General features: G+C 59.7%; 21 protein-coding genes, 1 other RNA gene and 1 pseudogene. 3 read left to right on the top strand and 20 right to left on the bottom strand.

The annotated features are described in order from the left end of the window. Nucleotides 1-4: 4 nt before the first annotated feature. From ACA068_RS04110 to ACA068_RS04060, 11 genes are all read right to left on the bottom strand, one after another. An RNA gene (locus tag ACA068_RS04110) (hammerhead ribozyme type II) lies at nucleotides 5-74 on the bottom strand. Beyond that, nucleotides 73-294, bottom strand: a complete 222-nt coding sequence (locus ACA068_RS04105; RefSeq protein ID WP_497307828.1) for a hypothetical protein — start codon at nucleotides 292-294, stop codon at nucleotides 73-75. The genes ACA068_RS04110 and ACA068_RS04105 overlap by 2 nt, the downstream gene beginning before the upstream one ends. Before the next feature lie 8 nt (nucleotides 295-302). Then, a complete protein-coding gene (locus tag ACA068_RS04100; RefSeq protein WP_497307826.1) occupies nucleotides 303-725 on the bottom strand; it encodes a hypothetical protein in 423 nt (140 codons plus the stop codon). A 1-nt stretch (nucleotide 726) separates the two neighbouring features. After that, nucleotides 727-1,350 (bottom strand): DUF3164 family protein, encoded by a 624-nt coding sequence (locus ACA068_RS04095; protein ID WP_497307824.1) that lies wholly within the window; start codon nucleotides 1,348-1,350, stop codon nucleotides 727-729. Nucleotides 1,351-1,361: 11 nt separating this feature from the next. Beyond that, entirely contained in the window at nucleotides 1,362-1,685 is a 324-nt protein-coding gene (locus ACA068_RS04090) for a hypothetical protein (RefSeq protein WP_497307822.1), read from the bottom strand. Next, a complete protein-coding gene (locus tag ACA068_RS04085; RefSeq protein ID WP_497307820.1) occupies nucleotides 1,669-2,046 on the bottom strand; it encodes a hypothetical protein in 378 nt (125 codons plus the stop codon). Before ACA068_RS04085 ends, ACA068_RS04090 begins: the two co-directional genes overlap by 17 nt. Then, complete coding sequence (locus ACA068_RS04080) at nucleotides 2,043-2,657, bottom strand: hypothetical protein (RefSeq protein ID WP_497307818.1); 615 nt, start codon at nucleotides 2,655-2,657, stop codon at nucleotides 2,043-2,045. Before ACA068_RS04080 ends, ACA068_RS04085 begins: the two co-directional genes overlap by 4 nt. Continuing rightward, entirely contained in the window at nucleotides 2,657-3,379 is a 723-nt protein-coding gene (locus ACA068_RS04075) for an AAA family ATPase (protein WP_497307816.1), read from the bottom strand. The genes ACA068_RS04080 and ACA068_RS04075 overlap by 1 nt, the downstream gene beginning before the upstream one ends. A 24-nt stretch (nucleotides 3,380-3,403) precedes the next feature. Further along, nucleotides 3,404-5,455 carry a Mu transposase C-terminal domain-containing protein gene (locus tag ACA068_RS04070; RefSeq protein WP_497307814.1) on the bottom strand — a complete coding sequence of 684 codons (2,052 nt, stop codon included), beginning with the start codon at nucleotides 5,453-5,455 and terminating at the stop codon, nucleotides 3,404-3,406. Beyond that, nucleotides 5,448-5,888, bottom strand: coding sequence for a hypothetical protein (locus ACA068_RS04065; protein WP_497307812.1), 441 nt, complete (start codon nucleotides 5,886-5,888; stop codon nucleotides 5,448-5,450). The genes ACA068_RS04070 and ACA068_RS04065 overlap by 8 nt, the downstream gene beginning before the upstream one ends. 2 nt (nucleotides 5,889-5,890) lie before the next feature. Further along, entirely contained in the window at nucleotides 5,891-6,229 is a 339-nt protein-coding gene (locus tag ACA068_RS04060) for a helix-turn-helix domain-containing protein (RefSeq protein ID WP_497307810.1), read from the bottom strand. A 242-nt stretch (nucleotides 6,230-6,471) separates the two neighbouring features. Here ACA068_RS04060 and ACA068_RS04055 point away from each other — a divergent pair, with 242 nt between their 5' ends. Both ACA068_RS04055 and ACA068_RS04050 read left to right on the top strand, forming a co-directional pair. Further along, the gene (locus ACA068_RS04055) at nucleotides 6,472-7,128 is read left to right on the top strand and encodes an XRE family transcriptional regulator (protein ID WP_497307808.1); all 657 of its coding nucleotides are present in this window, start codon (nucleotides 6,472-6,474) and stop codon (nucleotides 7,126-7,128) included. Nucleotides 7,129-7,651: 523 nt separating this feature from the next. Next, on the top strand, nucleotides 7,652-8,029 hold the full coding sequence (locus ACA068_RS04050) for a DUF6124 family protein (protein ID WP_497307806.1): 378 nt from the start codon (nucleotides 7,652-7,654) through the stop codon (nucleotides 8,027-8,029). Nucleotides 8,030-8,150: 121 nt separating this feature from the next. On the opposite strand, the gene ACA068_RS04045 is transcribed toward ACA068_RS04050, so the two are convergent. The 9 genes from ACA068_RS04045 to ACA068_RS04005 form a co-directional block, all read right to left on the bottom strand. Next, entirely contained in the window at nucleotides 8,151-8,573 is a 423-nt protein-coding gene (locus ACA068_RS04045) for an organic hydroperoxide resistance protein (RefSeq protein WP_497307805.1), read from the bottom strand. A gap of 149 nt (nucleotides 8,574-8,722) precedes the next feature. Next, nucleotides 8,723-10,093: an exopolysaccharide Pel transporter PelG gene (gene pelG / locus ACA068_RS04040; RefSeq protein WP_497307803.1), complete on the bottom strand. Its 1,371-nt coding sequence runs from the start codon at nucleotides 10,091-10,093 to the stop codon at nucleotides 8,723-8,725. Then, a complete protein-coding gene (pelF, locus tag ACA068_RS04035) occupies nucleotides 10,094-11,608 on the bottom strand; it encodes a GT4 family glycosyltransferase PelF (RefSeq protein ID WP_497307801.1) in 1,515 nt (504 codons plus the stop codon). Then, on the bottom strand, nucleotides 11,605-12,594 hold the full coding sequence (locus ACA068_RS04030) for a tetratricopeptide repeat protein (RefSeq protein ID WP_497307799.1): 990 nt from the start codon (nucleotides 12,592-12,594) through the stop codon (nucleotides 11,605-11,607). Before ACA068_RS04030 ends, pelF begins: the two co-directional genes overlap by 4 nt. Then, the gene (locus ACA068_RS04025) at nucleotides 12,572-13,939 is read right to left on the bottom strand and encodes a PelD GGDEF domain-containing protein (protein WP_497307797.1); all 1,368 of its coding nucleotides are present in this window, start codon (nucleotides 13,937-13,939) and stop codon (nucleotides 12,572-12,574) included. The genes ACA068_RS04030 and ACA068_RS04025 overlap by 23 nt, the downstream gene beginning before the upstream one ends. A gap of 5 nt (nucleotides 13,940-13,944) precedes the next feature. Further along, nucleotides 13,945-14,463 (bottom strand): penicillin-binding protein activator LpoB, encoded by a 519-nt coding sequence (locus ACA068_RS04020; protein ID WP_497307795.1) that lies wholly within the window; start codon nucleotides 14,461-14,463, stop codon nucleotides 13,945-13,947. Between the two features lie 28 nt (nucleotides 14,464-14,491). After that, entirely contained in the window at nucleotides 14,492-18,085 is a 3,594-nt protein-coding gene (locus ACA068_RS04015; RefSeq protein ID WP_497307793.1) for a tetratricopeptide repeat protein, read from the bottom strand. Beyond that, the gene (locus tag ACA068_RS04010; RefSeq protein ID WP_497307791.1) at nucleotides 18,063-20,876 is read right to left on the bottom strand and encodes a bifunctional glycoside hydrolase/polysaccharide deacetylase family protein; all 2,814 of its coding nucleotides are present in this window, start codon (nucleotides 20,874-20,876) and stop codon (nucleotides 18,063-18,065) included. Before ACA068_RS04010 ends, ACA068_RS04015 begins: the two co-directional genes overlap by 23 nt. Before the next feature lie 62 nt (nucleotides 20,877-20,938). Continuing rightward, nucleotides 20,939-21,871, bottom strand: a complete 933-nt coding sequence (locus tag ACA068_RS04005) for an NAD-dependent epimerase/dehydratase family protein (protein WP_497307789.1) — start codon at nucleotides 21,869-21,871, stop codon at nucleotides 20,939-20,941. Nucleotides 21,872-22,132: 261 nt separating this feature from the next. Between ACA068_RS04005 and ACA068_RS04000 the strand changes: the two are divergent. Further along, nucleotides 22,133-22,249, top strand: a pseudogene (locus ACA068_RS04000) (hydrolase); the annotation flags it as partial. Between the last annotated feature and the right edge of the window lie 20 nt (nucleotides 22,250-22,269).

The following is a 22,269-nucleotide window of genomic DNA, read 5'->3' as shown; positions in this document are numbered from 1 at the left end:
CCATATCAGGCAGCTCATCAGTACCGGGCAACCACGCCCGGCAGACCATCCCGGTAATCCGGGTGGTTTCGCTTAATGGAGGGTGGCGTTGCTCGGCTGTCGACGACAGGCCGGCAGACCGCCCAGTCTTTCTTCGCAAGCGGCCATACCAAACAGTATTTGGGAGATGCGAAGTGCCTCGGTCTGCACCGTTTGCCCGAATGCCCCGACCCTGGCGCCGGACATGTCCAGAGATACAGTCGGTGTGCCGGCCTCACCGAGTTGGTCTTCAATAGTGATGGTGATCTTGGCCATGGGGTGTCCTATCGCTGAGCATGGAAAGTGATGTGATAGTCGCGGGCGATTTGCCGCACTCGCTTTTCGGTCATGTGGTTTTTCTTGGCGATCCATTTTGGTGAATTGCCCAAGTCGGCATCAGCCATGATCAGGGCTGCGAGTTTTTGCTCATCTGCCTGTACAGTCTCTGCCGCAGGCTCCTTTAACAGCGGCATGTCGGGCGCAGCCGTGGTGGCAGCGGAGGCGAATAAATGGGCGTAGACCGGCGAACGCTCCGGGTTGATGGTGAAGGTCGTGGGGGCGCTGCTCATGCAGTGACCGATCTCTAAAACCTTACCGCCACGCGAGATAAAATCAGCGGTTAACCGGGCAAGCCAAGCGCGCTCGATTGCATGCTGGGGTGTATGGATCGGCAGCGGGTCATTGTCGGTATTGTGAAAACGCTCCATGTCATACCCCTGCAATATCAAGGCTGATTGGCTGGTATTGATCGGTATCGCCGATGCGTTCATACACGCGGATGTAAGATTTGGAGCCGATCACCTGACAGGCTTCGCCAATGGCTTGCATGGCGCGCTGCCAGCGTGCATCGGCAATTTCTAAACGACGCAGGGCAAGGACTCGCGCCGTGCGGATGTCGCCTTTAGTGTCGGTGCGGAACGCGTCGTTGACCAGCGTTACCACCTCCGGGCGAGCCCCAGCAGTCCATTCTTCAAGGCATTCATCAATCAAGGCCCGCGCCGCCTGGAGACGTTCGTCGAACGCGATGCTCTCCTGAATGGCTCGTTGGATTTTGTAGCGACCATCGAAACTGATCAGGCTGACGTTGCCTTTCTTGCCGCCCAGCTTGGCGCCGTATTCCTCGGCACTCATCTCGACGAAGGCGTCGATGTCACCGAACGCAGCAGCCTTGAACAGGGCCAAACCTTGGCTGGCTGCTCGGGCTTTTTCGATCAGTTCCAGCACCAGGGCATCACGAGCCAGGTCAATCGGCTTGATCATGCTTTCGGCAATAAGACGGCGTTGCGCATCGACGCGATAGCCTTCGGGGATGGTGTGTTGTTGTGCAGTCATTACAAGGTTCCTCAATGAAAAGTCGGGTGTGCCCAGTCGTCAGGACGGTTGGCGCTGATGGTTTCGCACCACTCCAGGGTCACGCCCTGGAACAACACGGTGTAACGGGTGCTACCAGCGCTTGCATGGCGCTGATAACCGCTGACGGCGCGGGCGTCGATCAGTGCCCGACCAGCCTCGGGAACGATGGTCAGTCGATTTTGGATCGGGTCGAGTTTCAGCAGCCGGATCCGCATTGATTGCAATGTGCGGGCGGCGTGGTTGAAGACGCGCAGGTGTTCCGCCAAGGAGGGGGTCAACACTTTCAGCGAAGTGCGGTTAGTGCAGGCGAGCATGGGCAATCTCCTGATGGCAGCGGTCGGGGTTGTGAGTGCAGTGCTGGCAGGCGCGCCAGTGCTGCATGGCCTGCGGGTTGTGAGTCGGTGCCGGTTTTTCGCGAAAACTTTGGCACTGGTCGCTGGTAATCACGGCATCTAGCGCCACGCACTCAATGCGACCGAGGGTTTCCATCACCCGCCGCTCGACACCGGCCGTGCTCGGTGAGGCGTAGCGGTTGGCCAGGACAAGGCTGACGGCGGTGCGGCTCATACCGATGCGTTGGCTGGCTTTGGTTTTGTTGCTGGCGGCGACTTCGGCGGCGAGCAGTCGCACGAACAGCGGTGGCGTAGGCCCCCAGGCGGCGAGTTGAATGCTCATAGAACATCCTCAGTAGGTTCTTCCTGACGAAATACGACTTCGCCCAGGTTGGGGTCGAAGACCTGGCCGATGCGCTGAATCATCGGTGGGCGTGGGCCGGTGTATTTACCGTGCCCGAGGCGGTAACGCGCCTTTTTGCCGGGTTTGCTGGCTTGGACCTCGACGACATAGCCCGCACGCTTGAGCCATTTAAGATAAGACCTGGCTGTCCAGGTGGTGGTCGGCACCACAATGGAGGCTTGCGCGGCCAGTTCATCAGCATCCAGTTCGCCCAAGATGCGCAGAGAACGCCACATCGCTTCGGTGCCTTTTCCGGCGGTGCTGGGCTTGCCGTCGCGAGTGACGGCGGGCGCCTCAGCCCCAATGTCCTTGAGGAGGCGCAAGGTCTGCTCTTCGAACTTGGCCCCAGCGACAACCTCAACAAAACCACCTTTGATCAGCGATTGCAGGTAGCTGCGCACGGCGGTGTCGTCGGTACTGGCACGACGGGAAATTTCATAGGCTGTAAATCCGTTGCGCCCAACACGGATGGCTTCCCAGATGCGCTGGCGATTGCCTTTGGTGCCCTGCATTTCCAGATCAATCTGTTTACGACCACGTCCCCCAGCCATTACACGCCCCTCCGCACAGGAGCCTCGCCGGTAAACCAGCCACGATTACCCCAAGCTGCCAGGTCGATGTCGTCCATGGCCATGGCCTGGGTTTCGCTGTAGACCTTGTAGAGATTGACAGCGACGCGGCGCAAGCAGCCCCGCACTTTGTTGCGCAAGTCTTCCAGCAGGTCGTCGGCGATGGTCAGCGAGGGATAGCAGGCTTTGGCCAGGCTGCGCAGGTCATCAAGGGTAGCGGGTTGAGCAGGCACCCATTCCAAGACGCGGTTATGCAGGCGCTCCAGCTTGGCCAGGCTGCTGGGAACACGCTCCTCACCGATCAGGACGATGGTGCCCTGACTGGCGTTATAGATATCAGTCAGGACATTGGCCACGGCTTTTTCGAGCAGGTATTGCACATCATCGATCAGCAACGGACGGCCACTACGGGACAACTGTTCAGCCACCTGGTCGACCATCACTGACAAGGTCGCACCAGGGGCGATGCTCATCTCGCGCAGGATCGCCTGCAAGAAAGCTTTCTTGCTCCAGGTGTCGCGACATTCAACGTAATAGGCACGGTGCAGGTTGGCGGCGAAGGCGGCGCCCACGCTTTTGCCCAGGCCACTGGCGCCGTACATCACCACCAGACCAGGCAGGCCCAGCGGGCGGGAATGGGCGCGCTCGATAGCGGCTGACAACAGGCCGACGTTGGTCAGCGGGACGATTTTTGCAACAGTCATGTAAGGCTCCTTGAAGATCTTGTATTAAGCGCGGGCTTGTTCTGCGAACTCGAACATGCGGCGGATCGAGGCGAAGTCCGGGTGTTTGGAGTAGCGGCTGTGCCATTGGGCTTCTTCGCTTGTTAATACTTCGCCTTGACTCAGGCGGTCAGCGAATTGATGCCAAAGGTGATAGCGGGCCGTAGGGTCGGATGGCAGGTCGAAGGTCTGCACCTGCGGAGCTGCCAGTTGGGCGAAGCGTTTGGCTTCGGCGAGTTGCTCCGGTGGCAGCTCGTAGTTGTTCGATGCAGCGGTGATGACGCGCATTTCGACGTCCTGCCCGGTGATGGTCTTGGCCTTTTTTACCAAGCGGGACAGTTGGCCGCGCTCGCGTTTTTCGCTGGCTTTTTCGAGCATGGTTTTCGGCATGGCCGGGCTGGCGTTGCCATCGAGCAGCGCTTCGCCAATCAGCTCGCCGTCCAGGGTGTGGACCCACACACGGCTTGCGTCGCGGAAGTCATAGGCCACGCGGACCTCTTCACCGTGGAAACCGTCCAGGTCTCGCAGGAAGTAGGTGCCGCTGTTCCATTGCACCTGGCAGCGGTGAACAATGCGTTCAACTTGTGGGCGGGTCAGGCTTTCCACGATGTTGCCGTCTGCCAGCAGCGGCTCCCAGCCTTCGGCTTCTGCCGACTTCCAGGCCTCCATTGGGCTCTGATTGCGTTTGCGTAAAGTCTGGAGGTCGCGAAACTTCGGCAAGCCACGGTGAGGACGATGGTTGTACTCATCCAGTGCACGTTGTAGCTCGGCAAAGAACACGGAGAATTCGGGTACGACGGTCGGGGCAAGGCCCAAGGCAAGTTGCTTACGTGACAGCTTGTGGGTTTTCGTGGCGGCTTCCTTGTCCATATCGGCGCCAATGTAGCTATCGAACGTCTTGGCCAGCCTGACCAGGATGGTTTTGTGTGGTCGCTCAATCACGCCCCGCGCCTGGGAGTTGTAGGGCAGCGAGTGCGTGATGGTGCCGCCCAGGCGGTCGTTGACTTCATAGACGACGGCGTTGTCAAAGCCGCTGCCATTGTCGACGTAAAACACTTTGTACATGCCGCAGCGGGTGACGCTGTCGCGCACTGTGTCCAGCGTGGCCAAGGTCGATTCAGCCAGGTTCACCGAGAAACCGACGATGCGGCGCGTGGCCCAGTCGATGACCATGGTGATTTCCGGGCGGAAGATTTGGCCCGTCAGAGGATTGATGACTTCAGCGTCAAAGGTGTGGCCGTCAGCCACCCAGACGTCATTCGGCCAAAGCATGTCGGATTTACGGCGGTTGTAGGCTTTCAGAGCATTCAGTTCATGCGGCCCCATGCGCCCGTGTTCACGGACCGAGGGGCTGAGCTTTTTCAGCCAGCGCCGTACCGCGTGGATGCTCGGGCAAACGCTGCTGCGTACTTCACCATGAACCTGCTTGAACTGTTCGTATGCCGCTTCAACGCTCGGTTTCTGCGGACGCTGATAATGCTTGAGAAATTCGCCAGCCCAGGCTGGGACGCTCATGTCTTTCTGCCGACGAGCTGGCGCCAGACCTGTTTCACCGTGGGCGCGAAAGTCGGCGAGCCAGCGCTTGAGGGTGCGCTCCGAAAGGGAGCGGTCATCGGTCTTGCGGTCGTTGGCACGGACTACGCAGTCGGCCAGATAGGGGCTGAGGTCGTTGGATTTAGCCAAGGCAACCAAGGTCAGGACAGCGCGATTTTGACTGACCACTTGGCTCATGCGCTCGATTTCGCGGACAAAAGCCAAGCGGGCGGTCATGACGCTAGACTGCGAATCGTTTAAGCGTGACGCTGTTTTTACGTCACGCCCTGCAAGAATGACATGCGGTTCGATGGCCGGCTGAGGCGCCTCGTTGATGACGCTGGCAGTGATGAGGGCAGTTTGAGTCTCAATAGGCAGAACGGCGAAAGCATACTCAATGGCCTTGCTGCCAAGGCGTTGCTGGCCCTCCCAGCATTCTCTTTTGGAACGTAGTTGAATGGCACGCTCCGTACCCGGCATACCAGGCAAGCCAGCCAGTTCACCTGCTGAGTACCATTTACGCATGGCCGTCACCTAATGCACGCTTGAGTTCACGAGCCTTTCGCCCTGCGTCATCACGTATGCGCTCTAAGCGACCCAACTCTGCGTTTAGTGCGTCACGCCCGTAGGCAATGCGCCCGCCACGCTGCTTCGCCTGCCAATCAGTCAGCGCATGACAGCTGCAAACTTCTTCCAGTAATGCAGCCCTGTAAAAGGGCAGATTGTGGTCGGAGCGTGCGGGACTCGACCAGGCATCCAGCATGTGCTTGCTAACGTCATCTCCAGACAGTCGAGACATGCGAGCCGCGATCTCATAGCGGTCTAAATCCGACCCTTTGAGAATCTCGCTAATCAACTCACTGACCTGTGCAGCATTGTTTCCGTTACCTGGTATAGCCAAAACCGGCTGTGGGACGGAAAAGATGTCTAAAGTCCGGTCGTCGTTCATCTTGCGCATGTCTATCCCTCCGTACCGGTTTTACGGTGCCGAAGGTCATAAGCTAGGTTATGCTCTTGGCTATAAGTTGCGTTGGTCTCGGCACGTTGTGCGCGGATACGAAAGGGAGTGCCGTTTGCGTTCCATCGATCTGGCCACAAGTCGATGGGATCGAGACCTAAAGCTTTAGCAATTGCTCGCTCCATCCGTGGGTAAGCGGTCCGTTTGGCGTTCTTGACAGCGGTGTCTGATACTTCAAGGTCGCGGGCAAGCATTGCTAAAGATGTGCCATGGGCACGTAGTTGATACTTGATCCATTCCCAGCGTTGGGCTGGGCTGATGGGGATTTCGGTTTTGTTCATGCCATGCGTCCATTTTTAACCACCGGGAAGGGTGGCTTTTTTTGGGTGTCTAACGTCACCTTCGGCATAAACATAGCCACTTGTTTCCATGCGGTAAAGCGAAAAGTGTCATTTCGCTTTCCGTTTTGGCTTTGTATGAGGATGCTTATTGCTATGTCATTGAAATATATAGCTTTCCTTTTGAAGCGAAATTTCGCTTTCCCTAAACAAGCTCTTTCGTATTCCCCACAGGGGGAAACGAAATGAATGAAGGGATAGCGGGACGCGTACGTCAGTGCGCAGAGTTGGCCGGAAGTGGCGATGAGCTGGCTAGAATCACATCTATCCCTAGGCGCACGCTGGAGTACTACATGACCGGCCGTAGCGAGCCAAAAGTGGCTAGATGTGTGGAGATCGCTAAGGCCGTTGGAGTGGATCTCGGGTGGCTAGCATCGGGAGAGGGCGACAAGCACAAAGGGACAGCCACAGCCTCATGGGATGAGGACACCTATGTCTATGTCCCTCTCTACGATACGTATTGCAGTGGGGGGCATGGATCGTGGAATGCGGACGCGAAAATCCTAGCTATGCTCGCCTTCACAGCGTATTCCATTCGCAAGAAAGGCTTGGAACCGTCCCGGCTGTCAGCTATCCGAGTTGACGGTGATTCGATGGAAGGGCTTTTAAGTGATGGCGATACTGTCCTTATTGACCATGGACGAAGCATGCTTGAGGGCGAAGCTGTCTACGTTATTCAACTCGATGACCATCTGTACGCGAAGCGCCTGCAACGCCAGTTCGACGGGTCAATCAATATCATCAGTGAGAACAAGGCTTACAGGGATATGGTTGTGCCCAAAGAGCAACTGAACGATCTTCACATTGTTGGTCGAGTGGTATGGGCGGGAGGCTGGATTTAGACGTTGTTCGGTTAGTGCCAAGGAGCCCGCTAAATCTGGGCTCTCCGCTTACTTTTCCCTCCATTTTGCTTTGCGGCAGTCTTGGCACTAATTTTTGACCAGCTCGGTAGGAAGGCTTTTCTATACCCCTAGCCCTGTTGAACCAACCGCCCTCAGCCCACATAAACCCGGCTCAACCCACCGCCCCCTCCCCAATGCCAAAGCTGTCACTAACTCACACCACTGACACCAATAAGAACGGGCGAACTGCCTGTGATACCGAGCCCAAGAATCAGGCGGGCTGCTATACGAAGCAGTCGAAGGGCTGGAATTGGGGCGGGTTGAAGTTTGGGGTTGGGGCTTCGGACAAGGCCTGGAGTCCTACAGACGCCATGAATCTTGGGGATGTTTCCGACAGGTCCTGGCGGTTGTCGGGTAGGAAGATGAGCGGATAGGCTTTGTCGGTCGCTGCACATCAACGACCGGGCCTGGAAACCCGAGGTAGGAGCTATTCAGTAGTCCAGACGAGATACGGAGCTTCCCAATGTCGAAAGAAAAATTACCCACTCCCGAAGCCGATGACGTTTCCCCCTACGAATCCCTCGATTCCAAAAAACTCCACGACGCCGCCGACCGCGCGCTCAATCACTACCTCAATCCCTACGCCCTGAAATCCCCCGTAGCCCGCAAGCCGAGCACGATGTTTCTCGTTGCGCCGGATATCAAGGACGAAGACCTGTTGGCCCATACCTGTGAATCGTTGGCCCAGGCCAGTGTGATGGCGGGTGATTTTGCGGGGTATCTGGAAGGGCCGCATCGACACACGGCGATGGCGATTCAGCAGATTGTGATGCTGGCGGAACTGGCGGTGAATCGGATGCTGGACAACGTTGTCGTGCCGAAATCTGCGCCACACAGTTGATTCATTGTGGGAGCGAGCCTGCTCGCGATGGCGGTGTGTCAGTCGACATCCATGTTGAACAAACAATCGCTATCGCGAGCAGGCTCACTCCCACAAAAGCAGTCCGGTGCGTGGTTGGGAGTTAAAGGACTTTCAAATCCACCGACACATGCCCCCGCGTCATCCGCGAATACGGGCAGAGCTGATGCGCAGCCTCAGCCAGTTCCCGTTTCACCCCCTCCTCCAACCCGGGAAAATTGACGTTCAACCTGACCGCCAATTGAAAGTCCCCAGCACCGGTTTTACCCAGATCCACCTCGGCATCCACCGACGTGTCTTCCGGCAATTTGATTTTCATCTTGCCCGCCGCCACCTGTATCGCACCGATGAAACAGGCGGAATACCCCAGCGCAAACAGTTGCTCCGGATTCGTGCCCGGCTTGCCCGAGCCGGGCGAGCTGAATTTGACGTCCAACTCGCCATCGCTGGATTTTCCGGTGCCGGTGCGGCCGCCGACGGTGTGGGTTTTTGCGGTGTATAGGACGGTTTCCAGTGCAGTGCTCATGATCGTGACTCCTGATTGGAAGCAACAGATGATGGGGCCGGGAGTTCAAGCCTAGCAGCGCAACCCAGACTCACAAGTGACGTCAGTCGGACGAAAAAAAGGCACTGAGCGGGTAACCGCCAGTGCCTTTTTCACGCCCGAAACAACCGTCAGCGAGACAACATAAACGTGTCGTACTCCAGATCTTCCAGCGCCGTTGAAAGCCTGTGTAAACCCAGCAATACACAGATCAGCAACGACAGCGTAAACCCGTACCCGAAGAAGCTTGGCCCCAGGTACATGCTGAACAGCGTCAGCATCGCGTTCAACACCGCAAACAGCACACACAACTCAAGCACTACGGTGCGCTTGTCGAGGTAAAAGAACACGTTGAGCAACGCCATGAACACCACTTGAATGCTCACACCGATCAGGTCGATGTAGAACAGCGGCAGGTAATAACTGGAGATGCCCAGCCAGTCCAGCAGGCGCGGCGCGAACAGGAACAACAGCACCGCCGTCAGCCCCTGGACCTTGCAGATTTCCAGCAGACCCTGGCGGATCGACAAGGTCATTTCGGTTTTGAGCTGCCCGATGTGCTGCAGGGTTTCCCCCTCGCGGATCGCCCGGAACAAGCGGTCGTACCACTCCGCAAAATCAGTCTCGATGCGCACCAGGAACACCGCCATGCCAGGGATGATCGCCAGGTACGCGAGGAAGATCGGCAAGTCGTAAAGGATCGAGGCGCGCAGCGGGCCGACGATTTCGTTGGAGGTACCGGGATTGAACCAGAACAGGAATTTGTCTATCCAGATCCCCAGGTTGTAGAAGAAACCGGTGGCGAGCAGGCTGAGGAACACGTTGCGCCGGTCGAGGAAATCGAAGGCGATCAGTTTCTCGGCGCGGTACTCGCGCAGGATGTCGTAGAGGAACAGAAACAGCAGCGTGCTGTGCCCGATCAACAGCGCCAGCAGCAAGCCCGGCATCTGCAAAAAGCTCAGCAGGTAGGCGCTCGCGACCATCAGCGTGTAACCCACCAGCATCACCAGCAGAATGCGGTTATAGGCCTTCATCCCCGAGAGGAAGATGATCACCAGCCACAAGTTGCACAGCACCACGAAGTTCGCCAACACCAGCACGCGGTAAATCAGCGGCTCGTCGAATAACAGGCCCAGCACCACAATGCCCAGCAGTCCGGCGCCGAGGGTGACCAGCAACAACACGCCCAACAGGTTGGGCAGGATCTGATCGTACTTGTGCTCGAACAAGCGGTCGGAGACGAAGCGCGTGAAGAACAGCTGCAAGCCGCCCGTCAGGATCAACGAGGTGGCCATCAGGTACGTCACCGTCACCAGGAACTGCCCGACCAGTATGTTCGGCAGCAGCAGGCCGATGCTGATGATGCCCACCAGCATCACGCTGATGATCGACAACACCCACGGCCCGGAACTAATCAGCCCGGCGTAGACGTAGGCGTGCAAGGTCGCGGTGTAGGAATCGCGGGAAAGGATTTTTCGCAGTTCAAAGCCAATACCGGCCATTTAGCTGTTCTCCATGGCGGCTTGATACAGGTCGCGGTAACGCTGCAGCATCAAGGCTTCGGTGTAATAACGAGTAACCCGCGACAAGCCGCTGGCCTGGGCGGCCTGCCAGCGGCGCGGGCTGCGCAACAGTTCAAGGATCGCCGTGCATGTGGCTTGTGGGTCGGCAATCGCCACCACTTTGCCGGCGTGGCCGAGGTCGCGGTCTTCAGCGCTGCCGCCTTCGATCAGCTCGCGGCACGAACCCACGTCGCTGCTGACCACCGGCGTACCGGCGGCCCAGGCTTCGAGGATCACCAGCGGCTGCGCTTCACTGATCGAGGTCAGCACCATCAGGCCGAGTTTCGGCAGGATGTCCTGAATGCGCTGGAAGCCAAGAAAATGCACCTTGCCCTCCAGGCCCAGGCTGGCCATCAGGCTGCGGCATTCGCTGACGTACTCCGGGTCTTCCTCTTCCGGGCCGACGATCCAGCCTTCGGCCTGCGGCATGGCGCTGATCACGCCGCGCATCGCCCGCAAAAAGGTTTTCACGTCTTTGATCGGCACCACACGGCCGATCAAACCGACCACCGGCGCGATGCCGTGAGCGCGGGATTCCAGGGCCGCGGTCCACACCGGCAGGTCGATGCCGTTCGGAATGACTTGGGTGCGGGCCGCGAGGGCGCCGTCCTTGATCTGGCGCTGACGGTTGCCGTCGTAGAGCGCGATGATGTTGTCGGCGCTGTTGTACGTCAGCTGGCCGATGCGCTCGAAGAAACGCACCCACAACGTGCGGATGTAACCCGAGCCGGCATCGAGGCTGCGGTTCAGCGCCTGACCGGAACTCTCGGCAATCCAGCTGGCCTGGGCCAGGTCGATCTTGCGTTCCTTGGTGTAGATCCCGTGTTCGCTGAGCAAATAAGTGCAGTTCCAGCGCTGCTTGAGGATGCAGCCCAGAAAGCCCGCGTACCCGGTGGAAATCGAATGCAGCACCCGCGCCTTCGGCATCCGTTGCGCGGCTTCGGCGAGCATCAGCAACGGCGACTGCATCGCGCGCAGGGTCCAGAAATAATTGACGAAGGACGGGTCGGCGCAATGCTGGCGATAACCTTCGCTCAACGACTCCCAACTGGCCCGGCTGCGCAGCACGTCGTCGAGGGTCATGCGGCCCTGGGCGATGCAGTCGAGCAAGCGTTCGCCCAGGGCCGGGTCTGGCGCGTCCGGGTGATGCAGGAAGCGATATAAATCCTGCAACTGCTGTTCGTCGGCCTCGCGAGGCACCACCAGTCTGCCGGTCGGATGGGTCGCATCTTCGAGAAACACTTCTTCGATGTGCAGCACGTTCGCCGGAACTTCGTAGCGCCGGGTCGGATAGGCCTGACGCTGGCCGCCGATGAACATCACCGAAAAGGTCAGTTCCGGCAGGCCGAGGATCATCTGTTGAATCCAGCTGGAAACGCCGCCACGCACGTAAGGCCAGGTGCCTTCGAGCAGCAGACAGATGTCGGCAACCGGTGCCTGTTCCTTGTGACTCATGTCCAGCTCCTGACCAATGCGGCGAACGGCGGCCGCTGACGGGTTTCCTCGGGAAGACGGGCGAGCAAACCGGGAATTTCGTGGTAACGACCGGCCTCGAACGCCAGCTCCGCACGAAACGGCAGCACCTGCGCCGCGCCCATGCCGTTCTCTTGCGCCTGACTGAGCAGCACTTCGGCACGCTCGACGTCTCCACGCTCCAGCGCAATGCGCCCGGCCAGCAGAAACAGCTCACCGCCCTCGCCCGCTTTCAAGCCTTGCTCGGCATGTTCGCTGGCCTGGGTCAGCACATGGTCGAGCACACTGCCTTGCGCCAGGCCCAGGTACGCCAGCTCCCAATACCAGCGCGCCAGCCTGCCGTGCAGCGCTCCCGCCGCCTTGGTGTTGGCGTCGGTCAGTTCGCCGAGTGCGATCTGGATGTGCAGGTTGATATCGCTTTCCTGCTTGTCGAGCATCGAATACGCCAGCAGGCGCACATCGTCACTTGGGTCACCGAGGGCCAGTTTGAGGATCGGCACCGCTTCTTTGCCGGGCATGCGCCGAGTAGCCAATAGCGCCGCCAGACGCTGATCCGGATCGGGCGCATGCCGTAAAACATCCTGCAAACCGCCATCGGCAAAGATCGGCGAGTGCAGTTGCAACTGCGCGCGGAACGGCAGTTTCGGGATGCCCACCGCTTGCCACGCTTGCTTGTCGCGTTTGCGCGGCAGGTACAGCGCCGGGAAGATCGCCGCCACCACGCCGACCGCGCCGAGTACTGGCACGAAGAACGCCAGGCTGAAAATAAACAGCGGGCTCCACGGCAGCGGCGAACGGTAACGCGCCGGCAGCAACAGCCACACGGCCGCGCACAACATCACGCACGCCAGGCCGTGGCTGAGGGTAAACACCAGCAATTGTTGTAACTCGGGCGCCGCGAGCCACAAGCTGGCCCAACTGCCCGCCTCTAACAACAAGGCTCCGCTAAACAGCCACTTGCTGATCATTCAGGCCACACTCGTTGAACAGGAAATTACGCAGCCCGTTGCGTTCACAGCCAGGCTCCAGGTTGAACGGCAACACGCGCACGCCGAGGCTGTCGAGGCTGCTTTCAATGCCAAAGTGCTCGTGCAACATCAGGTTCATCCGCGCCAGATAGCCTTCGGTGCCTTGCGGACTGGTCAACGGCAACAGCACCAGCAACAGCTGATGATCGCGGTTGTTACGCAGCGGCAATTGCAGGTCGAGGCCACGCTGGCTGCGTTCGAACAGACGCGACAGCTCTTCGTTGGGACGGGTCATTTCGAAGGCAAAAAGACCGGCAGCCAGTTTGTGCTGCTCGACATCCACCAGCGAACGCTTGAGTTGCAGGGTGAACTGCTGCGCATCGGCGTCGGCCAGTTGCAGCACTTGCGGGTCGCGGCGCAGCAGGTCGGCGATGTGCCCGGCGAGTAATGCCAACAGGCTCAGGGTGCGATCCTGGAAAGCGAAGAACGGCATCTGCCGCACCGCCAGAATGGCCAGCAAACGACCTTCGGCATCGATCAGCGGAATACACGCCTGCAACGACGAGAACTGCGCCGAGCTGCCGGCATCAATCAGTTCCTGCCGCACGCTGACCAGCTCACCGCGCTCCAGGCACAACTTGACCAGACCGTCTTCGGTGCCCAGCGGCCCCATGATGCCGATGGTCGCCAGAGCTTCGGGCAATACGTTCTCTTCACGCTCATCGACGCGATACAACCCGGCCACGCGCAGCGCACCGTACTGTCCGAGCATGGCCACGATCGGGTCGGCCAGCGCGGCCAGTGCATCGCCTTCGTCCGGCATCACCCGCAGCTTGTCGCGCAAGCCCAGCAAGGAGCTGCGCAAACTTTGATCGCTGCCCGCTACACGCTGCTCCAGCAGGTCGTGGGAGACCCGCAGAATCTGGTGCGCGCGGGTGAATTCGTCGAGTCGATACTGACGGTAATCGTTGGCCATCTGCAGACGCTGCAAGCGCCGTTCCCACAGATCGCGAACCTCGCCCACCAGCATGCCGCTGACCAGCACGCCGACAATAAACGACGGATCCAGCTGCGCGTAGGCTTCATGCCCGATATAGCGAAGCGCAAACAGTGCCGCCACCAACAGGCTGGCGCTGAGCAAGCCGCGCACGAACCCGTAGCGCACGCCCAACAGCAGCGGCGCCAGCACCGGCCAGGGAAAACCGGCGTGCATTTGCAACGGGTCTTGCGGGGTCAGCCACAAGCCCAGGCCAATCGCCGCGCCGGTGACCAACAGCGTTTCCAGCCAAGACACCGGGCCGCTGGCACGCGGCGCGAGGCTGTAATCCATGTGAGGAGAATTCATTGCATTCACTCGAACCGAAGGGCGCCAACAAGTGTGTCGAGCACCGTTTGCGCGGTGCCGGCGAGGCTTTCACGGGACCAGCCCGCACGCGCGCCGCTTTTGCTCCAGAGCACACGACCGCTGCTGGCTTCGAGCACGCGCAGGCTGATGCCGACTGCCGGTTCGCCATCCAGACCGTTCTTGTACTGCCACTCTTCAACGCTGCCGGCGACCACATAATCGAGCTTCTGATCACGGGCCCAATCGAGGGCTCCGGCCAGGCGTTCGTTGTCGTCCATCAGTGCTTGTTCGCCCTGAGTACTGCCCGGGTAAACCCGTGGTTGCAGACCGTGGCTGCTGAGCACGCTGAGCAGGATCTGCTCGGCGCGTTCGCCGGCTTGCGGGGTTTGCGAGTAGTTGATCATCGGCACAGTGCCCCACTTCGCAGTACGCGAAAAATCAGGGCTGGTGTCGCCGGTGAAGCTGGCGCAACCGGCGACGAACAGGACGGCCAGAGCCAGGCTCAGATTACGAATTGCTTGCATCAGTTTTTCTCCCGTAAACATTTCATGATCAGCGTCCGAATCGCACGCCGTAGCTCACACCCAGTGTTCCGCCTGCCTGACCGTCCCCGCCTTGTGGCGCGGATTGGTAGCCTACGGTGAGGGCCAATTCGTCACCGCCCAGCACTTCGACGCCGATCCCGGTGTTGATGCCGTAGTTGAAGGTTTGATCCAGCCATTGCCAGCCCGCCGTCACGTCCACCAGCCAGGTGTATTGCGGGCGAGTGCGCACCAGCGCGCCCGGCAAACCGCGACGCCATGAACTGCCGACATACAGTTGGCCGTAACGGCTTTGCAGCAGATCGTTGGCCGTCACGACCGCGGGGTCGTCCGAGTCATCAACACTTTTCACCGGGCCGTCGTTGGCGCTGGACAGATAGTCCAGGGTGCGGTCCTTGACGTTGTTGTGCTGATAATCGACACCACTGCGCACGGTCCAGTTAGGTCCGGCAAATTCCAGCGTGTGGTTGTATTCCATCTTCAGCGCCTGGCCGTTGCCCAGAGAATCGCCCGCACGCGTCGAGAACGATTTCTGTGCCACTTCCCAGCTGATCTGATCCCGCGCCGAGAGCCCGTGACGACCGCCGACCCACACACTGTCGTGCTGGCCGAACGCGCGCATCAGGCCGCTGTCTTCGCTTTTTCGATGCCAGTCCAGACCGGTCTCGATCTGGTCACTGGCGCTCAATTGCCAGGTCCGGGACACGCCCAGGCCATTTCGGTCGTCGTCATCGCGCTGACTGGTGTCGGCAAACAGCTTGTAGCCGCCGTCCTCCACCGAACGTTGCAGGGTCAGCGCAGCGTTGCGCTCATCACCCATGCGCGATTCGATCAACTGATCGCTGTTGTAGGTGCCATTTTCCAGCTCCAGATTGGCGTACCACTGGGCGCCAAGGTTGTGCGCGATTTGCAGGCGCGGGGCGTTGAATTCCAGGCCACCGAAATCCTGTTGATGCCAGGACAGCTGCGCGCCTTGCGGCGTCAATTCCTGCAGCTCAACAGCCTGACGGCGCAACTGCTCGCGCACGGCGGCCGGTTGATCGTCACCCAGGGCGGACTGACTGAGATCGAGGGCTTCGTCGAAGCGGCCGAGACGACTCAAGGCCTGGGCGCGTTGCGCCGGATTGAGGTCGCTACTGGCCAACAGCGTTTCGACTTGCGCCTTGTTACGGCTGCGCAACGCCTGCTGGATTTCTTCGTAACGCTGGACCTTCAAGCCTTGGCTGCGCGCCCACTCCAGCCACTGGTCTTTCTGCGATTCCTGGTTCGTCGCGTCGAGACGCGCCAGCAACCGCTCGAACCACAATTGCAGCATCGCCGGCGAGCCGTCCTTCCACTTCGCGACTTCCTGCTGTGCCTTGGCCGGCGAATAACTGCTGGCCATCAAACGCAACCAGATCGCGTAACGCTGAGACGACGGCTGAATGTTTTCGCCTTCGGGACTGCGCAGCAGCTTCAGGCGCAACCGTTGGGCTGCGTCCTGATAACCGGCGCTTTCGAGGGCATCGGCGTAGGCCGCACGCACCAGCCAATCCTGCGGACTGTTCTTGAGGTACATGCGATACCAGGCCAACGCTTCGGCATCGCGACCGAGCATCTGGCTGGCACTGGCGAACGGCAACCAGAGGATTCGGTCCTGACGCGCCTGGGGTTTCCATTCGGTCAGCAAGGGCTTGAGCGCGGCGGTGTTGCCTTGATCGACGTACAGCCACATCAGGCGCTCGCGGAACAGGTTGTCATCCGGGAAACGCGACAGGCCCAGCAGGTACAAGCGCTGCGCCTCGTCGATATTTCCCTGCTGAACCGCCAACGCACCGCGAATCGCCAGCACTTGTGCTTGTTCGTTGGCGTCCGGGTATTGTTCGGCGTCTTTGAGCAGCGCGACCACTTGCGGCCAGTCCTGCAATTCCTGGGCTTGCTGCAAGGATTCAACCAGACGCTGCGGATCCCGGGTGCGGTGCCAACTGCCGACCATCATGGTCAGCGCCCGCTTCGGATCGCTGGTGCGATACATCGTAATCAGCTGACTTTCGTCGCCGCTGTTGAGCGAGCCTTTGAGGGCGAGGAGTTTTTCCAGGGAAACCTGCAACTCGCCGTCGAGTTCCAGATCCCAAGCCAGTGCCGCGCGCAAGCGCCAGTAGCCCGCATCGGTGATCTTGCGGTTATCGACCTGCAACACGTCCCACGCCTCCTGATTATCAAACAGCTTCAGGTCGGTATTGGCCCAGTCGATGCGCTCGGTCATGGTCAGCGCGAAGCGTTTCGAGTAACGCTGGTAAACCTCGGCTTTCTGCGCGAACTGCCCGGTGTTTTCCAGGTTTTGCAGCAGGCGTGACCAGGCCAGGCGATGCGCCGGGTGCTTGCGCAAGTAGGCGTGCAACCAGGCTTCGGCTTGCGTCGGCGTGCCGCGGGATTCGTGAGCGTAGATCAGCGCATCGAGTTCAACGTCGGTCAGTGCACGTTGCTTCATGATCTCGGCGAGCAAGGGAATCGCTTGGTCAAAGTCGTACTGCTGGCTCGCCAGACGCCAGGCGTGTTCACGGGTTTGCGGGTCTTCGTGCAGTTTAAGCAGGCGAATCCAGTAGCCCAAGGCAGCCTGACTGTCGCCACGCCATTCGCCAAGATGCGCCATTTGCTCAAGCAACGCCAAGTCATCCGGGTGCTCAGCCACCAGCTGCTGACCACTGTCCCAGGCACCGGCCAGGTCGCCGAGGGCCAGGCGCATGCTGAACTCCTTGCGCAGGATTTGTGGGTTGTCCGGCTGCAACACGCGCCACTGATCCAGAAAGCGCTGCGCCAGATCAAAGCGCTTGCTGCCAACGGCAACGTCGACGCCCTGCTCCAGCCATGCCGAATCGGTTTGCGGATCCTTGAGCTGATCCAGTTCATCGGCCAGTACGCGCGCGGCCTGTTCACCACGGCCGGCGGCCAACAGACTGTTGAACGCCAGTTGCGCGTATTCACGACGCTCGGACGCTTGCTGGCTGTCTTGCTTGAGCAGCAGATAAATGTCGGCGGCGCGGCCAGGTTGCTCACCGGCCAGGTACCACTGCGCGGCGGACTTGAGCGAAGCGATGCGCTGGCCTGGATCACGATCGGCGATTTCTTCGTAGACGCTGGCCGCAAACGCCGGCGCCTGTAGCGTGAGCGCCAGCTTGGCCAGGTTGTGCAGTTGCGGCAGCGGCAACAGGCGGTGATCGAAGCTTTGCAGGCGCTCGATCAAGGCTTTCTGCGCGATCGGATCATTGGCTTTCGCCGCTTCCAATGCATCGAGTTCCAGCCGGTAATAGGCCTGCAACTCGACGACCGGTTTCGGCCAGTTCTCGAGGTGCTGACGCGCTTTCGGGTAGTCGCCGAGACGAATCAACAGATCAACCAGTTGCAAGCGCAGGTGATCGTCATCCGGGTGCGCGGCCAGCAGCAGTTCGGCGTAATTGGCCGAGACCGCATCCGGCTCGCGGCCATCGGGCTGGAACACTTCTTCGCGCTGGAACGTCAGCCACAACAGGCCGCCCACTGCCACCGCTACCACCGCCAATGCCCAGGGATTGAGCAGGCGGCGGCTTTTAGTTGCAGAGGAGTTAGATGCAGTAGAGCTGACCATGACTCACCTGCTTCATTGGTAATTGAAAAGTCCACAGGCCGGCGGATGCCTTGCCTGCAAAAGTTTGCCCATCCACTTCCACCCGGCAGCTGCTCGCCGAGCGCACAGAGAAGGTCAGGTCGACTTGCCCGGCAAACGAAAAGCTCACGTGTTTTTCATCCACATATTTCCAGTCCAGCAACGGCAGGTTGGCCTCCTCCAGCGCCGGCCGTTCATCCCGATTGGGACGCAACACCAGCAACGCCTGGTCGCTGCTCAACGCCACATACCGGCCTTGCGGCAAGTCACGAACACCGGCGACGCCTTGCGAACGCAGCAGATCCGGCCAGCCCATTTGCGGGTCGAGTCGAAGGGTACGCAGTGCGTCCATGCCGCGAACCTGCCAGTCGCCCTCGGCGGTGCGCGCCAGACTGGCCTGATACAAACCGTGCACACGATCGAGGTAGTCGCTCATCCACAGCGACATCGGCTGCTGGTCCTTCATGTAGCCGTAAATCTCGTTCATCACCTTGATCGAGGCCTGCTTGGTGCTCGAATAGAAGTGGTAATACAGGTGCAGACCGCGCAAGCGCCGTGGGCTGTCGGTGAGTTCGAAGGTATCGATCACATCGCGGAAACCGTAATACGGCCCCTTCCACAGGTTGGTGTAGAGGTTCTCGTTGATGATCGGCGCGTAGTACTGCAAGCCGCCTTCGGTGGGGCGCAGTAATGGATTGAGGCCGGTCAGCGACGGATTGGCCTTGGTCAGCAGGGTCTCGGCGCCGTTGACGTTTTTCAGACCCGCGTCGTAGGCCAGCTTCAGGGTCGCTGCCGAGGGCAAGGCATCGCCCGGCCAGAAGACCAGCTTCACCGGTTTTTCCGGGGTGGTGAGCTGCTGGTTGATGTAATCGCGCGAGCCAAAAATCTCGCGACGGAAATCGATTTTGTCGTAGCCCGGGATGGCCATTTTCAAGCCGTATTCCGGGTTGAAATTCTCACGTTTCTGCGCCACTTCCGGCTGCATGAAAAACGGATGGCTGAAGGTGTGGGTGGCGACTTCGACTTTCGGGTTGGCAAACAACTCACGGGCAATGGGCTCCAGTTCGCGAGCCAGGAACGGGAACATGCCGCGCGGTGAAATCTCGCCTTCAACGATCGACACCGAGGTCAGGAACGGGTTGGGTCGAATGAAATCGTCGAGCACCTGCTTGCCGGCATACGGCGTGCCGCGCACTTCGGCGCGCGACGGAAAACCATCGCCGTCGATGTGCACGGTGGCGATGCGGCGGCCGTTTTCGGTGGTCGTGTCGGGGCGTGGCTGAACCGGCAGACGCAAGCTGGCCTGGAGGAAAGCGAACGGATCGAGAATCCAGCGGCTGCGCTCGTTGTTCGTTTCAAGAAGGTAGGGCGCAAGGGCGACGCCGCCCCAATCGGCTACCGCCACCGGGGCAAATGTCTGGCCGTCGGCAGCGGTCAGCAGTAACGCGGCTTTCGGACCTTTGGGCAGCAGGGAAATCGCGGTCAGGTCACGGGATCGGGGCTGTACCGGCGCTTCGAAGGCGCCGATCAGCGCCTTGTCCTGATAACTGATGGTCAAGGCCTGAGTGCCGATCGGCGCCGAGCGGTTCAAGCCCAGGCGCTTGAGCAGCAGCGGGTCTTGAATCGGCAGGCCGGAAAAGAACACCACCGGAACCTGTTCGTCCAGACGTTTGCCGATCCAGCTATTGAAAGCCGACGCGTCCTGCGGCGGGCCGCTGGTCATCCAGGTAACGATCCCGGCGTACAAACCGCTAAAACGGTGCTCCGGCAGCGAACTGTCGACGGGCAGGTAATCGACCCGGTAGCCTAGGTATTCGAGCAAACCGCCGAGCAAAGTGTGCCCGGCGTTGCGCACCAGATCGCCTTCGCGCGGATCGTAAAGCAGCGCGATTCGGCGCGGCTGGATTTCGATGCTGCTGATGCCCATCGAGTCCAGCTCAGGCGTACCGATGTAGGGAATGAAGCCCTCTTCGCGCAGACGCGCGGCCAGTTTGCGCGCTTCATCGCGGCGTTCTGGCGGCAAGTAGTCGATGGCGACCAGCGGAATGCCTTTGGCGCGCAACGGCTGGATCTGCGTTTCCAGCCACTCGCGGTCGGCTTCCGGTACAGGGCGATAACGCTTGGCGGAAGCGTCCCAGCCGGCGTGAATGGATTCGATCGCCACCGCGGCGGCCACGCCATCGAGGTCGGGCAACACTTCAAAGCCACGGTTGAAAAACAGCTTCAGGTTAGGCTGACGCTGGTGCAATTCCCGCAGGAAACCGGCGAGTGCCAGACGCTGTTTTTCTCGCGCCGACTCCGGCAGCAACTGGAAGCTGTCGAGGGTATCGAGAAACAACCCGGCGTAGCCTTCGGCCTGCAATGCCTTGGCTCGGCCGAACAGGTGTTCACGCCAGGCGGGCGCCGTGAGGTCCATGACTTGGCTGTCCCACGCGCCATTACGCACTGGGCTGACCGCACCGGTGAGGGAGGCTTTGTCGAGTTCGGCCTTGCCGCCATTGAACTCGCCCACCGACAGGTAGGCGAACGGTTGGCTGCCCAGTTTGCGCAGGGTTTTGACGTCGCCCGCGGTCATATGCCCCGGCTCGACCACCGACCAGTCGAACTGAGCCAATTCTGAAATGGGCGGTTGATCGGCGTACCAGAAAACTACGCTAGCGGGTTGCGGCAATGCAGCGGCCTGGACGGTGGGCCCGCTCACGAACAACGCTAAAGCGGCGAGCAGCCGATTAGCGGCCGCGCGGACACGCGTCCTGCGAAAAACGATTTCCATAACTCACTCTTGAATGGACTGAACCGATACTGCTTGGATGTCGGACAGTGAAACCGGCCGGGTTACAGGCTGCGAATAAGCTGCGACAGCCCCTTGCCGATGGCGGTCGGTTCCGGAAGCTTGAAACGCTCCAGCAGGCGACTGTTGTTGGCGCGCGAATGGCGAATGTCGCCTTGACGTGGCGCGTGATGAATCACCTTCAACGGGCTGCCGGTGACGGTGCCCAATTCGGCAATCAGATCGTTGAGGCTGGTGGAACGACTCAGGCCAACGTTTACCGCGCCGGGGGCCGGTTCACTGACTTCCAGGGACTGCACGAGAATGCTCACCAGGTCCTGGACATAGACGAAGTCGCGGGTCTGCGAACCGTCACCGAAAATCGCCACCGACTGCTCGGCCATGGCCAGCTTGGTAAAGATGCTGATCACGCCGGAGTACGGCGATGACGGATCCTGGCGCGGGCCGAAGATGTTGAAGAACCGAAAGATCATCGGTTCCAGGCCATGCTCGCGGCGATAGAAATCAAGGTATTGCTCGCTGGCCAGTTTGTCGCTGGCATACGGCGTGAGCGGGGATTTTGGCGTGTCTTCGTGAATCGCCGTGCCTTCGCCGTTGTTGCCGTAGATGGCCGCGCTGGAAGCGAATACCACGCGCTTGATCCCGGCCTTCACCATGCTTTCGCACACGTTTAGGGTGCCGACGAAGTTGCTTTGATGAGTGCTGACCGGATCATCCACCGACGCTTGCACCGAGGCCACCGCGGCCAGGTGAACGACAGCACCGCAATCTCGCATGGCCTGCGCCACGACGGCGCCGTCCGCGACATCACCAATGACCAGGTTCAGATTGGCATTATCCATCGGCAGATTGCTGACCTTGCCGGTCGACAAATTATCCAGCACGCGAACCTTGTAGCCTTTGCCAAGCAACGCTTCTACAAGGTGCGAGCCAATAAACCCTGCACCGCCAGTCACCAGTATTCGCTCAACAAACATGAAATATCTCCCTGAACATTAGAGCGGATACGAGTGATTAAAGTCCGCCGGTTCTATGGCGCAAGGCCATCAAAACGCGGCTGATAATGGGAGATCGGATTGGCACTGTCAATACTTTGTCTAACTTATCGCCGAGCGGTGTTTTCCACTAAAAACGTCATTTATTTGGCGACATTTATTGGCTACAAGCTGTCATACAATTGCCACCGCAGGCCGTCAAACTACGTTTAGACCGGAACTCACGCCATGCCTCAAGCCCTTCTCGGCGTCGAGCTTCGCCACGCCTTAGAGTTATGCAGACTTGCGACCGAAACAGGCTGCCTGGCGGCCGGGTTTACGCTGTTCGATGCGGGATTGCAGCCGACGTCGATTACGGAGTCAGCATCATTTCAAGCACA

The organism is Pseudomonas sp. LBUM1660 (genome assembly GCF_059695935.1).
Note: the sequence above shows the minus strand (reverse complement) of the source record. Positions and strands in the feature narration are given on the sequence as shown.

What these genes read in the sequence shown, in the direction of transcription:
- ACA068_RS04105 (WP_497307828.1), bottom strand. Translation starts at nt 294, where the DNA reads ATGGCCAAGATCACCATCACTATTGAAGACCAACTCGGTGAGGCCGGC.
- ACA068_RS04020 (WP_497307795.1), bottom strand. Translation starts at nt 14,463, where the DNA reads ATGCAAGCAATTCGTAATCTGAGCCTGGCTCTGGCCGTCCTGTTCGTC.
- ACA068_RS04015 (WP_497307793.1), bottom strand. Translation starts at nt 18,085, where the DNA reads ATGGTCAGCTCTACTGCATCTAACTCCTCTGCAACTAAAAGCCGCCGC.
- pelG (WP_497307803.1), bottom strand. Translation starts at nt 10,093, where the DNA reads ATGGCCGGTATTGGCTTTGAACTGCGAAAAATCCTTTCCCGCGATTCC.
- ACA068_RS04085 (WP_497307820.1), bottom strand. Translation starts at nt 2,046, where the DNA reads ATGAGCATTCAACTCGCCGCCTGGGGGCCTACGCCACCGCTGTTCGTG.
- ACA068_RS04010 (WP_497307791.1), bottom strand. Translation starts at nt 20,876, where the DNA reads ATGGAAATCGTTTTTCGCAGGACGCGTGTCCGCGCGGCCGCTAATCGG.
- ACA068_RS04055 (WP_497307808.1), top strand. Translation starts at nt 6,472, where the DNA reads ATGAATGAAGGGATAGCGGGACGCGTACGTCAGTGCGCAGAGTTGGCC.
- ACA068_RS04095 (WP_497307824.1), bottom strand. Translation starts at nt 1,350, where the DNA reads ATGACTGCACAACAACACACCATCCCCGAAGGCTATCGCGTCGATGCG.
- ACA068_RS04075 (WP_497307816.1), bottom strand. Translation starts at nt 3,379, where the DNA reads ATGACTGTTGCAAAAATCGTCCCGCTGACCAACGTCGGCCTGTTGTCA.
- ACA068_RS04025 (WP_497307797.1), bottom strand. Translation starts at nt 13,939, where the DNA reads ATGAATTCTCCTCACATGGATTACAGCCTCGCGCCGCGTGCCAGCGGC.
- ACA068_RS04100 (WP_497307826.1), bottom strand. Translation starts at nt 725, where the DNA reads ATGGAGCGTTTTCACAATACCGACAATGACCCGCTGCCGATCCATACA.
- ACA068_RS04090 (WP_497307822.1), bottom strand. Translation starts at nt 1,685, where the DNA reads ATGCTCGCCTGCACTAACCGCACTTCGCTGAAAGTGTTGACCCCCTCC.
- ACA068_RS04080 (WP_497307818.1), bottom strand. Translation starts at nt 2,657, where the DNA reads ATGGCTGGGGGACGTGGTCGTAAACAGATTGATCTGGAAATGCAGGGC.
- ACA068_RS04060 (WP_497307810.1), bottom strand. Translation starts at nt 6,229, where the DNA reads ATGAACAAAACCGAAATCCCCATCAGCCCAGCCCAACGCTGGGAATGG.
- ACA068_RS04050 (WP_497307806.1), top strand. Translation starts at nt 7,652, where the DNA reads ATGTCGAAAGAAAAATTACCCACTCCCGAAGCCGATGACGTTTCCCCC.
- ACA068_RS04070 (WP_497307814.1), bottom strand. Translation starts at nt 5,455, where the DNA reads ATGCGTAAATGGTACTCAGCAGGTGAACTGGCTGGCTTGCCTGGTATG.
- pelF (WP_497307801.1), bottom strand. Translation starts at nt 11,608, where the DNA reads ATGAGTCACAAGGAACAGGCACCGGTTGCCGACATCTGTCTGCTGCTC.
- ACA068_RS04030 (WP_497307799.1), bottom strand. Translation starts at nt 12,594, where the DNA reads ATGATCAGCAAGTGGCTGTTTAGCGGAGCCTTGTTGTTAGAGGCGGGC.
- ACA068_RS04065 (WP_497307812.1), bottom strand. Translation starts at nt 5,888, where the DNA reads ATGCGCAAGATGAACGACGACCGGACTTTAGACATCTTTTCCGTCCCA.
- ACA068_RS04005 (WP_497307789.1), bottom strand. Translation starts at nt 21,871, where the DNA reads ATGTTTGTTGAGCGAATACTGGTGACTGGCGGTGCAGGGTTTATTGGC.
- ACA068_RS04045 (WP_497307805.1), bottom strand. Translation starts at nt 8,573, where the DNA reads ATGAGCACTGCACTGGAAACCGTCCTATACACCGCAAAAACCCACACC.